Source organism: Agrobacterium sp. BT-220-3 (genome assembly GCF_025910175.1).
GTDB lineage: Bacteria > Pseudomonadota > Alphaproteobacteria > Rhizobiales > Rhizobiaceae > Agrobacterium > Agrobacterium oryzihabitans.
Map to the genome: position 1 here is coordinate 764,196 of NZ_JAPAIX010000001.1, position 13,175 is coordinate 777,370.

Here is a 13,175-nt window from a genome sequence, read left to right on the forward strand (position 1 = left end):
ATATTCGATACAATACCAGCTTACAATCTGCCCATCATTGACAACCCCCCCAATATAGGAGGATAACATGCCAACTATTACTGGAACTTCCGCGGCAGACCGCCTTATAGGAACCAGCCAAGCTGATATTATGTACGGCTTAGAGGGCGATGACGTCTTAATTGGCGGATCAGGCTTTGACAGGTTAATAGGTGGCGCTGGAGCGGATCAGTTGATTGGGGGAGATGGAGGGGCTGAAGCGGATTATTCAGGATCAGGCGCGGCGATCAACATCAATCTCATAGCGACCAAAATGGGAACCGGTACTGGTGGTGACGCCCAAGGTGATACCTTGATGGGCATTCAGAAGATCATCGGCTCGGCCTTCAATGACACCATCACAGGCGACGCCGGATTCTCTTTCGAGGGTGGTGCTGGTGACGATATTTACATCGTTCCATCGTCCGCTGTCATCATCGAAAGTAAAGATGGCGGTAACGATGAAATCCGTACCACCAGCAGTACCTACTCCATCTTCGTTAAGGATAATATCGAGCGTCTGACGTATGTCGGCACCGCAAATGCCTATTTGTATGGCAATGCACTCAACAATGTCATCACGGGTAGCAGTGGCAACGATCAGTTGGATGGGGCCGGTGGCGCAGATCATTTCATCGGCGGTGCCGGGATCGACAGCGTAAGTTATGCTACGTCCCCCGTCGGCATTACGTTGAACTTTAAAACTGGCGTCCATTCGGGATATGCCGCTGGAAACACGTTCGACGGCATCGAAATATTCGTTGGCAGCAACCACCCCAACACCTTTATCAGCGGGAGTGAAGCCTCCACGTTCAGCGGAGGCGACGGCGGCGGCACCGTTGACTATTCTGGCTCGCCGGAGGCGGTCAATATCAACCTTGCGTCGACCAAAATGGGGACCGGCGCTGGCGGCGATGCGGAAGGGGACAAATATTACAGAATTCAGAAGATCATCGGCTCTGCCTTCAACGACACCTTGACCGGCGAGGCCGGGTTCTCTTTCGAAGGCGGCGCGGGTGACGATATTTACATCGTTCCATCGTCCGCAGCGATCATCGAAGCGGCAGATGGCGGCAATGATGAAATCCGCACTACCAGCAGTACCTACTACTTGTCCCAAAGGGCAAACGTCGAGCGCCTGACTTTCACTGGCACCACAAATGCCTCTTTGTACGGCAATGCTCTAGACAATGTCATCACGAGTGGTAAAGGCGGCGATCAGCTGTACGGTTATGCAGGCAACGACATATTAATCGGAAATGACGGTGCCGACCTACTGGACGGAGGAGAAGGCTTTGATGCCGTTTCTTATATCAACTCAAATGCTGGCGTCACGGTCAACTTGACTTTGAATACACTTAGCGGCGGCCATGCCGTTGGCGACGTGCTGAGAGGAGTTGAGAATCTGCTAGGGTCCCAACATGCGGATATTCTGACAGGTAACTCTGGCAACAATCATTTGGAGGGTTACGCGGGTAACGACATCCTGGATGGGAAAGACGGCGACGATACATTGATCGGCGGTGCGGGTGGCGATGTCCTGAATGGCGGCGGCGGATTCGACACTGTTTCGTACGCTACGGCTGGGATGGGGATCGTGATCAATTTTCATTCCGGAGCGTTCACCGGTGACGCAGCGGGAGATACGTTTAACAGTATCGAGAGTTTCGTCGGCTCTAAATTTGACGATACTTTCTATTCTACCAGTGCTGGCGACAACTTCGATGGTGGCAATGGCACAGATACGGTAAATTACGCCAACTCCTTATCCGCAATCACCATCAATCTGCTAACAGGCGTGAACCTTGGCGGAGACGCATCTCGTGATGTGCTTACATCAATCGAACGCATTGTCGGCTCGGCTTTCGCTGACCACCTGACGTCCTCCAAGTCAGGGCAGTTTCTTCAAGGCGGAGGAGGAGATGACACTTATTTCGTCAATACGACCCTCGTCACTATAGCCGAGGCGGTTAGCAGCGGAACCGATACAGTAAGAACGTCACTGTCATCCTACACTCTCGCAAATAATATCGAGGTTCTGACCTTTACCGGAATTGGCAATTTCAATGGAACCGGTAATTCAATCGACAATATTCTGAATGGAAGTGGTGGAAACGATACGTTACGGGGTGGAGCCGGTATGGACATTCTGAATGGTGGTGCGGGTATAGATATCGCGAGCTACAGTGATAGCGCCACTGGAGTGAAGGTCAACATGACCGACGGCAACCATACCGGTGATGCGGCAGGTGATTCCTTCAGCAGCATTGAGGGCGTGCAAGGATCAAGCCATGCCGATGTATTTATTGGCGGAAACGGACCGTTCCAATTCTTTGGTGGAGCGGGAAATGACACCTACATAGTCGAATCTACTAATATGGCCATTATAGAGTTTGCAAATAGCGGCACCGATTTGGTTCAAACATCTCTTACCGACTATCGGTTGGGCGCGCATGTGGAGAACCTCGTATATACCGGAAACGCTTCATTTACAGGAACTGGTAACGGGGATGACAACGTCATCATCGGTGGAAATTTAAATGATGTACTGAATGGTAGGGGTGGAATGGATACGCTTTTCGGGGGAGAGGGAAGCGATACATTCGTCTTTGATAACATCGCAGACAGTTCCTCTCAGGCGGGTGATCTCATTCAGGACTTCTCACGTAGCCATAGTGACAGGATAGATCTCACGGCACTGTCCCTGTCTACCTTCATTGACACAGGTTCTTTTAGCTCGAGGGCTGGGGAAGTGCGTTTCGAAACCGCTGAGAATGTCACCACCCTATCGGGAGACGTTGATGGAGACAGTGTGGCCGATTTTTATATCCGCTTTACCGGGGTAATTTCCATTACGGAAAGCGACTTATTGATATAATTTCTGGTTGCAATCGAAACACGGCTGCTTTGCCGAGGTTTCCAGCTTCCAAGACGTCTCATAACGCCACAGCATGCCTTCGTGCATGCTGTGGCGGTTTGCATTAATGTGGTTGTGCGATTGCATTTACTGCTTTCGGGTTATCGAAAATCCTGTTGGAGACACAGGCTTCGATGCTCGCGTTATCGACGCCTGATATTGCCGCGCGGTGAAATATCAAATTTGTAGCGACTGCACTTGCGATGGACGATCCCCCTCCTTCGCTCAAGCAATGCCCAAGCGCTAAATCATTTTTCAATAAAATTAGAAACACTTCAGCAATCGTTCAACATTTGCTGGCATGGTCCGCAGGTCCGGCAGCGGGAGGATCGTCTACGGGGCTGGAAAAGCCTTCCATGGCGGGACAGAACGTCCCCCGACGCGCACATGAACGTGACGAATACTGCACCTATTTTACATCCGGGCCTGATGACGACATGATGCCCGGAGGACAACGACAAAGTTATTCAGGAACAGTCATGCGAACAGACACGGGCCAGATCGTTCACCTGGCAGATTACCGCCCCACCGATTTCGTTCTGGAGCGGGTGGATCTCACCTTCGAACTCGACCCCAAGAATACCAAGGTCGAAGCCCGTCTGATCTTTCATCGCCGAGAGGGCGTGGACGTGGCAGCGCCGCTCGTTCTCGATGGCGACGAGTTGACGCTTTCGGGCCTGCTGCTCGATCAGGTGGATGTTCCCGCAAGCCAATATGACGCGACGCCTGACAGCCTGACGATCCGCGATCTGCCGGCGGCGTCTCCCTTCGAGATCTGTGTCACCAACTACATCAATCCGCAGGTCAATACGCAGCTGATGGGGCTTTACCGCACCAATGGCGTCTATTGCACCCAATGCGAGGCGGAAGGTTTCCGCCGCATCACCTATTTCCCGGACCGGCCTGATGTTCTCGCACCCTACACGGTGACGATCATTGCCGCGAAGGACGGCAATCCGCTGCTGCTGTCGAACGGCAATTTCCTCGGCGGCGGCAATTACGATGAAGGCCGCCACTTTGCGGCCTGGTTCGATCCGCATCCGAAACCCAGCTATCTCTTCGCGCTCGTCGCCGGAGATCTCGGCGTGGTGGAAGACACGTTCACCACCGTCTCCGGCCGTGAAGTGGCGCTCAAGATCTATGTCGAGCACGGCAAGGAGCCGCGCGCGGCCTATGCCATGGATGCGTTGAAGCGTTCGATGACATGGGACGAGGAACGCTTCGGCCGTGAATACGACCTTGATATCTTCATGATCGTCGCCGTGTCCGATTTCAACATGGGCGCGATGGAGAACAAGGGTCTCAACGTCTTCAACGACAAATTCGTGCTGGCCGACCCGGAAACCGCCTCCGACGCGGATTACGCCAATATCGAGCGCATCATCGCCCATGAATATTTCCACAACTGGACCGGCAACCGCATCACCTGCCGCGACTGGTTCCAGCTCTGCCTGAAGGAAGGCCTGACAGTCTATCGCGACCAGGAATTTTCCGCCGACATGCGTTCGCGCCCGGTCAAGCGCATCGCCGATGTGCGTCACCTGAAATCGGAGCAGTTTCCCGAGGATTCCGGCCCGCTGGCACACCCTCCGCGCCCCGATACCTATCGTGAAATCAACAATTTCTACACCACGACCGTCTATGAAAAAGGCGCCGAAGTCACCCGCATGATCGCCACGATCCTTGGAGAAGGCGACTTCAAAAAGGGCATGGACCTCTATTTCGAGCGTCATGACGGTGACGCCGCGACAGTGGAAGACTTCGTCAAGAGTTTTGCCGATGCCAGCGGTCGCGACCTCTCGCAGTTTTCGCTGTGGTACACCGAGGCCGGAACGCCGCTCGTCTCCGTTTCATGCCGCTACGATGCCGCCACCGCCACCTTCAACCTGACGCTGGAACAGACGACAGCGCCTACCCCCGGCCAGCCGGTGAAACAGCCGCGTCACATTCCGCTGTCGCTGGCGCTGATCCTCGACAACGGCCAGATCGCCGAGCCGCAGGCCGTCGAGGGTGGTGAATACCGCAACGGCGTGCTGCATCTGACCGAACGTAACCAGACATTCTCCTTCTCCGGCATTTCCTCACGGCCGGTGCTGTCGATCAACCGCAGCTTCTCCGCGCCGGTCAATCTGCATTTCGAACAGAGTGCTGCCGATCTGGTGCAGATCGCCCGGCACGAGACGGATATGTTCGCCCGCTTCCAGGCGCTCACCGATCTCGCTTTGCCGGCGCTGATTGCGGCCACCAGGGCCGTGCAGAATGGTGGCGAGGTGCGCACGGATGCCGAACTCATCTCCACCCTCATCGAAATCGTCGGCGATCCGGCGCTCGAGCCCGCGTTCCGGGCGCAGGCGCTGGCGCTGCCGAGCGAGACGGACATTGCGCGTGAACTGGGCGGTGACAACGATCCCGAAGCCATCCACAAGGCGCGCAACGCCACGATAAAGGCGATTGCAACGGCCGGGCTTGAAACCTTCAGGCAGCTTGGCGAAGGCACCGTCAACGGCGAGGCCTACAGCCCGGATGCGGAAAGTGCGGGACGCCGTTCGCTTCGCAACGGCGCGCTCACCTATCTCGCCTTTGCCGAGGAGACACCGGCCCGCGCGGCGAAGGCCTATGCCGACGCCACCAACATGACCGATCTTGCCCACGCATTGAGTGTGCTGACCCAGCGTTTCCCTGACAGCACCGAGACGAAAGCGGCGCTGGCCGCCTTCGAAACGCGCTTTGCCGATAATGCGCTCGTTCTCGACAAGTGGTTCTCGCTGCAGGCCGCGATTCCCGGCGACGGGGCGCTGGAGCGCATCAAGGCGCTGATGAAATCGAAACATTTCATCGCCACCAATCCGAACCGGGTCCGGTCGCTGGTGGGCACGCTCGCCTTCTCCAACCCCACCGGTTTCCACCGTGCCGACGGGGCCGCCTACCGGTTCCTCGCGGAGCAGATCGTCGCCATCGACAAGCGCAATCCACAGCTTGCCGCCCGCATCCTCACCTCCATGCGCTCATGGCGGTCACTGGAGGCAAGCCGCGCCGAACATGCCCGGGCCGCCCTTTCGACGATCGCCGACGCAAAGGGGCTTTCGACGGATGTGAGCGACATTGTCGGGCGTATCCTGAAGGGCTGATTTCCCTAATTTTTCCGGCAGTTAGCAACGGACTGCCGGAGTGCTCTACAACCCTCATTCCTGTGCTTGTCACAGGAATCTAGCCAGCCCAAGTCCTTGGGCTGAAAGGACTCTTCCCGCCACACAGACGCGTGCCGGCTGGATTCCTGTGACAAGCACAGGAATGAGGAAATGTGGGTATAACGACATCAGAAGTCCTTGCATCCTGCACTGTCCCGAAAAAATACGGAGTCGGTTCAAGGGGTTAAAATTCTTTTAACTTTTGCCTCTGGACAGGGCGAATCGCATTTGATTCATTAGAGATATTCGAGCGGCGGCGCTTCGAATCACTGGGGACATCTAAAAGGCGGGACAATGACGAACGTGCGGCGGGCGACTGCGGGCGGTGAGCGGCCGTATGCCAAATTTTCTGATCTTGCGGCCTGGAGCGAAAAGCTCTCCAGCGACCTGATGGGTTTGATGAATGGCTCCGACCGCCCGGTCTTGCAGGTCGAGACCCTGCTGAAGCGCCTGATCCCCATTCTCATCCTCGCCTTCCTCGTCGTCGTCGCTGCGTCACGCATGCTGGGCATCGCTGCCGAATACGGCCGCATGGAAGAGGCCGCCCGTCACTCCACGGCACTGACGGCGCTGACTGCCAAGGCGGCTCTTCTCAATAACGGTTCGGTCTTCGCCTCGCAGGAGCGCGCCCAGGCAGAAGCTGCTCTCGTTGCGGCGCTGCCGTCGGGCAGCCTTGCCGATGGCACCATGGTGCTTCTCTCCGGCAGCAATGGCCGCATTTTCGCCGGCGCCGGCAAGGAAGCGATGCTTTATATCGGCACGTCGCTGCCCGCTTTGCTTCCGGAAATTGCCATCGTGCAGCGCTTTCCGGGCGCGCCGGGCACCATCGAGACCAATATAGATGGCCAGCAGCATTATGCGACGATGATCCCCTTCGGCGACGATGGCGCGATGGTGATTGCAGCGCGCTCGCTGCAGCCGATCCGCTCCTTCTGGCGCAGCGAAATCGCCATGAATGTGACGTTGTTTGCCGGCATATCCTCGATCCTGCTGGTCGTGCTTTACGCCTATTACATGCAGGTCAAGCGCGCCCGTGACGCCGACGATATCTTTGCCGAATCCAACCTGCGGGTCGAGACGGCGCTCTCGCGCGGCCGCTGCGGGTTGTGGGATTTCGATCTTTCCACCCGGCGCATGTTCTGGTCCGGCTCGCTTTACGAAATTCTTGGGTTGCCGCCCAAGGCTGCGCCGCTGTCCTTCTCCGATGCGGCGCGGATGATGCATTCCGAAGATGGAAATCTCTACGAGCTTGCCCGCGCTGTCGGCTGCGGCAATCTGCGTCAGATCGATCAGATCTTCCGCATGCGCCATGCCAAGGGCCATTATGTCTGGCTGCGCGCCCGCGCCCAGGTCATCCGCACCAATAACGGCCCGCGCGTCATCGGCATCGCCATGGATGTGACCGAGCAGCACCGCCTTGCGCAACGCTACGCCGAGGCCGACCAGCGCCTTGCAGACGCCATCGAATCCACCTCGGAAGCCTTCGTGCTGTGGGACAAGAACGACCGTCTGGTGATGTGCAACACCCATTACCAGAAGGCTTACGGCCTGCCGGACAGCGTGCTGGTGGCGGGCACGGAAAAAAGCACTGTGCATGCGGCCGCTGCCCGCCCGGTGGTGGAGCGGCGCGTTGCCGACCCCGATCAATCAGGCCTTTCGCGCATGACGGAAGTGCAGCTTGCCGACGATCGCTGGCTGCAGATCAACGAGCGGCGCACCCGCGACGGCGGCCTCGTCTCCGTCGGCACCGACATCACGCTGCTCAAGCGCCATCAGGAGCGCCTGCGCGATTCCGAACGCCGGCTGATGGCGACCATCGGCGATCTCTCCGCCTCGCAGCACAAGCTGGAACGGCAGAAAACCGAGCTTTCCGCCGCCAACGCCAATTATCTCGCGGAAAAAGAGCGCGCCCAGGCCGCCAACCGCGCAAAATCCGAATTCCTCGCCAATATGAGCCATGAGCTGCGCACGCCGCTCAACGCCATTCTCGGCTTTTCCGAAATCCTGCAAAACGAGATGTTCGGGCCGGTCGGTTCGCCGAAATATTCCGAATATGCCCGCGATATCCACGATAGCGGCAAGCACCTCTTGAACGTCATCAACGACATTCTCGACATGTCGAAGATCGAAGCCGGCCATATGCGCATCAATCGCGAGACGATAGACCTTGCGCCGCTCATCGAAGAAACCCTGCGCCTCACCGCCATTCAGGCGGAACAGAAGAACATCACCGTGCAGCAGAAGGTCTGCGCCGGGCTGACGATGCAGGGCGACCGCCGCGCCATGAAGCAGATCATGCTCAACCTCCTGTCCAATGCCGTGAAATTCACCGGCGACGGTGGCCGGATCGCATTGCGCACCCATGTGCACGAGGCCGCCATGATCCTCACCATCGCCGATACCGGCATCGGCATTCCCGCCGGGGCGCTCGACAAGATCGGCCAGCCTTTCGAGCAGGTGCAGAGCCAATATGCCAAAAGCCAAGGCGGCTCGGGCCTCGGCCTCGCCATTTCGCGCTCGCTTGTTCGGCTGCATGGGGGGACGATGAAAATCCGTTCCTGCGAAGGCCGCGGTACGGTGGTGACGATCATCATTCCGCATGCGGCGGGGCATTGTGGGACGGTGCATTGAGGGATGTCGGGCCGTGCTCGCTGGCTTGCAATAAGTAAAGGTCGAATGCGCAGTACCCCCCTCTGCCCTGCCGGGCATCTCCCCCTCAAAGGGGGGAGATCGATATGCGGCAGCCTTTAGCCCATCTCTGATTTTGCGAATGAGCGAGTGTTAGCTCCTTGCCGATCTCCCCCCTTGAGGGGGAGATGCCTGGCAGGGCAGAGGGGGGTGAGGCCGCACCCACCCCCATCAACCACCATTCTTCACTGTCACCACGAACGCCTTCCGCACCGCCTTCGCCAGCCGTTTCACCTCACCCTCCAGCGTGGAAATGTCAGGGCAATCCCCAGCCCGGCAAACCAGATCAATAAGACCGGCCGGCGCTTCCTTCGGGTTGAAGGCGCCGTCGATGCAGAGCCGCACGATCTGCGATATCTCGGTATAAAGCACTATTGCCGCCATGCAGTCGTCGAAGGATTGCGGTTCCATCACCGGCGCGGCGAGCGCCTGCAGCGCTTCGGCCGTGTTGCGACCGGGTTCGTGCGCGGCGAGGCCCTTTACCGGGCCGACCAGCGCCAGATATTGGGCGATGAATTCCAGATCGACCAGCCCGCCATTGATGAGTTTGAAGTCCCAGATGTTTTCCGGCGGCTTTTCCTGCTCGATGAGAGTTCTCATTTCCAGCACGTCCGTGGAGACCTTCGCCACATCGCGCTTGCGGGACAGTATCGAGGCAATGATGCGGCGCGCATCTTCCATCAGCGAAGCCTCGCCGCAGACGAGGCGGGCGCGCGAAAGCGCCATATGTTCCCAGGTCCAGGCTTCCTCGCGCTGGTATTTCTCGAAGGCGGAAATGCGCGTCGCCACCGGGCCCTTGTTGCCGGAGGGGCGAAGCCGCATGTCCACCTCGTAAAGCACGCCCTCCGCCGTTGGCGCGGAAAGCGCCGCAATCAGCCTTTGCGTGACGCGGGTGAAATAGCGAACCACATCGAGCGGTTTTGCGCCGGTGGATTCATGAGCGGCATCGTCGTAATCATAAAGCAGGATAAGATCGACATCCGAACCGGCGGTCAGTTCAAAGGAGCCGAGCTTGCCCATGCCCATGACAGCCACCCGCCCGCCGGGATAAAGCCCATGCGCCGCTTCCATTTCCGAAAGAACGGCATTCAGCGCCGCCTCGATCACCAGATCGGCAAGATGGGTGAAGGCGCGGGCGGCGACCTCGCCACGGATCGCGCCGGTCAGCAGCCGAACGCCGATCAGGAATCGCTGTTCGGCGGCGAAGATGCGCAGCCGGTCGAGAATATCCTCGTAGTGGCGGGCATTGGAGAGGAAATTGCCCATGCGGTGGGCGAGATAGTCGCGCGTCGGCACGTCGCTCATCAATGCCGGGTCCAGCATGCCGTCGAAGACATGCGGGCGGGCGGCGATGATTTCGGCAAGGCGCGGTGCGGACGACATGATCGTCACCAGCAGGTCGAGCAGCGCCGGGTTGTTGCCGAGCAACGAAAAGAGCTGGATGCCCGCCGGTAACCCGGAGAGGAAATTATCGAAACGCAGCAGCGCCTCGTCCGCCCGCTTGCTTTCGCCGAAGGCCCTCAGCAGATCCGGCGTCAGCTCCGTCAGCCGTTCTCGCGCTTCCACCGATTGCGTCGCCCGGTAACGGCCGTTGTGCCAGGTGCGGATGACGCGGGAAATATCCTCCGGTCGTCCGAAACCGAGCGCTGACAGTGTCTTTAACGTATCGGGGTCATCTTTCTGGCCGGTGAAGACCAGATTGCCGGCCTCACCGGAGAGCTTCGTTTCCTGCTCGAACAGCGCCGAATAACGGCGCTCCACCAGCCGCAGCACCTCTTCCAGCTTTTCCGAAAAGGCTTTGGTGTCCTCAAAACCGAGCATGAAGGCGATGCGCTTCAATTCGGCTTCGGTGTCCGGCAGCACATGGGTCTGCTCATCGCGCACCATCTGGATGCGGTGCTCCACCTCGCGCAGGAACCAATAGGCGTCCGTCAGGCTGTCACGCGTTTCGGCATCAATCCATTTCGCTTCGGTGAGCGCCGCAAGCGCCTCCTGCGTTGCGCGCACCCGAAGCGCCGGCATACGCCCGCCGGCAATCAGCTGCTGGGTCTGCGCGAAGAACTCGATCTCGCGAATGCCACCGCGCCCGAGCTTGACGTTGTGGCCCTTCACCGCAATGGCGCCATGGCCCTTATGGGCGTGGATCTGCCGCTTGATGGAGTGAATATCGGCAATTGCCGCATAGTCGAGATATTTGCGGAAGATGAAGGGTGTCAGCTCACGCAGGAAGTTTTCGCCCGCCTTGATGTCGCCCGCCACCGGCCGCGCCTTGATATAGGCGGCGCGTTCCCAGTTCTGGCCCCGGCCCTCGTAATAAAGCAGCGCCGCCTCCACGGGAATGGCGAGCGGTGTCGAGCCGGGGTCGGGCCGGAGCCGCAGATCGGTGCGGAAAACGTAACCATCGGCCGTGCGCTCCTGCATGATGCGCACGAGACGGCGCATCATGCGTCCGAAATTCTCCGTCGCATCATAGGGATCGTCCATGATGCCCGCCGAGGGTTCGAAGAACACGACGGCGTCGATATCGGAGGAATAGTTGAGTTCGCGCGCGCCGAGCTTGCCCATACCAAGCACGATGAGGCCGGAACCCTCGCTCGGCGCGGCCACGTTCTTCAGTTTGAGCTTGCCGCTCTCATGGGCGGCCAGCAACAGGTGGTCTATGGCGGCAGAAAGCGATGCATCCGCCATGTCGCTCAGCCAGCGCGTCGTATCGCGGGCGGTGAAGATGCGCGCCAGATCGGCAAGCGCTGCGACGAAGGAAAGCCGACGCTTGGCGATCCTCAGCCGCGACATCACTTCGTTTTCGACGGGCACGCCGCCCTCTTCCCCGGGTTTCCAGCAATCGCGCGCTTCACGGACAAGATCGGCGAGCAACGGCTCCAGCGGCTTTGAAATCGCAAGCGTCAGCAGCCCCTCATCCGCCGCCGCCATGTCGCGCAGATAGGGCGAGAGCGTGAAAGCCGCGGCGATGAAATCCTTCAGCGGGCTTTCGGCGGCGAGCAGCGCCGCCACCGCCGGTTCGGCCTTGGCGATATCCTTGAGCGTCGAGAGAACGGATTTCAGTTCCGTCTGCGTATAGGGGCGGATAACGCCCGGCAGAACCTCGCTCAGCCGCCTTTCAGCGGTTTCCCGTTTCGTCACTGTCTCTCTCCCTCTCCCGGGCGCCCTGCGCTTCGACGCTGCCTGACTTTCGGGAAGGATCGCTCCCCGCAAAATCGTCCTGCCGCCGCGATTGTCGAAGCTTTCGGGCGCATACACCCCGCGTTGTAACAAATGCGGGGCGCTTTGCGATCAGGAAAACCGTTTTTACCGATCTTTTCCAGGTCCCGGCATGCGGAAGCGCCATTTCAGTCGTGGCCGGCAATCTCGCGTAATGTCTCCGCAATTGTGCCCGCGTAGCGTCCTCCTCAACGAAACCCGACTCCCAGGTTTTGCAAGGCTTGATGCTGCAACGGATATGATCATGAAACAGATTTTTACAGTGAAATGGCAAAAGAACCTGCGTGCAATGGCCTTGTGCCTGGGCACGCTGCCCCTGGCGCAGGCCGTCTGCACGCCCGTATTCGCCGCCGATATCGGCAAATCGGACAGGTTTGCCGAACCGCAGGGCAATTTCGACAATGCCCGCTACAGCAGTTCCAGCGAGTGGAAGATCACGCTCGGCGTGGGTGCTGCCTATGCTCCCAAATATGAGGGCTCGGACAAGCTGGAAGCGGGTGCGGTTCCGCTGGTTTCCGTTGAGTATGGCGATACGCTGAGCATCGATTTCAGCGGCGTCACCGTCAACCTGCTGAACAGCAACGGCTTCAGACTGGGCGTCAAGGGCGGCTGGGAAGCCGGGCGCAAGGAAAAGGACGACAAGAAAAATCTTCGCGGAATGGGCGACATCAAGGCGGGCGGCGTGGTCGGCGGCGTTATCGCCTATGGCTTCGACCCCTTCGAAGTCTATGCCAAGGTGGACAAGACCATCAACGGCAGCGAAGGCCTGACGGCAACCGTCGGCGCCAGCGTTTCGCACAAGGTCGACCAGTTCATCCTCGGCGCAGACCTTTCCGCCACCTGGGCGGACGACAAGCACATGAAATCCTATTTCGGCGTCACCTCGGCCCAGTCCGCCCGGTCGGGCCTGCGCCGCTTTGACGCCAAATCGGGCTTCAAGCGCATCGATGCCAGCGCCTCCGTCACTTACCTCATGACCGAGAACTGGTCGATCACCGGCACCGGCGGTGTTGGCTTCCTGTTGGGCGACGCCAAGGACAGCCCATTGTCGAAAAAGGATATTCAGCCATTCGCGATGGTGGGTGTAGCCTACACGTTCTGAGCCGGGGCACCCGCCCAGAGAGAGGGTGCGCGGCCACTGCCAA

At 58.9% G+C, this 13,175-nt stretch carries 5 protein-coding genes; 4 read left to right on the forward strand and 1 reads right to left on the reverse strand.

What is annotated here, in order from left to right:
• Nucleotides 1-67: 67 nt before the first annotated feature.
• The 3 genes from OK142_RS03945 to OK142_RS03955 all read left to right on the forward strand — a co-directional run bounded on the left by OK142_RS03945 (nucleotide 68) and on the right by OK142_RS03955 (nucleotide 8,754).
• On the forward strand, nucleotides 68-2,896 hold the full coding sequence (locus tag OK142_RS03945; protein ID WP_498681160.1) for a M10 family metallopeptidase C-terminal domain-containing protein: 2,829 nt from the start codon (nucleotides 68-70) through the stop codon (nucleotides 2,894-2,896).
• Between the two features lie 518 nt (nucleotides 2,897-3,414).
• The gene (pepN, locus tag OK142_RS03950) at nucleotides 3,415-6,063 is read left to right on the forward strand and encodes an aminopeptidase N (RefSeq protein WP_498681162.1); all 2,649 of its coding nucleotides are present in this window, start codon (nucleotides 3,415-3,417) and stop codon (nucleotides 6,061-6,063) included.
• Nucleotides 6,064-6,417: 354 nt separating this feature from the next.
• Complete coding sequence (locus OK142_RS03955) at nucleotides 6,418-8,754, forward strand: PAS domain-containing sensor histidine kinase (RefSeq protein ID WP_498681164.1); 2,337 nt, start codon at nucleotides 6,418-6,420, stop codon at nucleotides 8,752-8,754.
• Between the two features lie 228 nt (nucleotides 8,755-8,982).
• Here the strand turns inward: OK142_RS03955 and OK142_RS03960 are convergent, their stop codons facing one another.
• Complete coding sequence (locus OK142_RS03960; RefSeq protein ID WP_498681166.1) at nucleotides 8,983-11,952, reverse strand: bifunctional [glutamine synthetase] adenylyltransferase/[glutamine synthetase]-adenylyl-L-tyrosine phosphorylase; 2,970 nt, start codon at nucleotides 11,950-11,952, stop codon at nucleotides 8,983-8,985.
• A 316-nt stretch (nucleotides 11,953-12,268) separates the two neighbouring features.
• Between OK142_RS03960 and OK142_RS03965 the strand changes: the two genes are divergently transcribed.
• Nucleotides 12,269-13,132, forward strand: coding sequence for a MipA/OmpV family protein (locus OK142_RS03965; RefSeq protein WP_498681169.1), 864 nt, complete (start codon nucleotides 12,269-12,271; stop codon nucleotides 13,130-13,132).
• The last annotated feature ends 43 nt before the right edge of the window (nucleotides 13,133-13,175 follow it).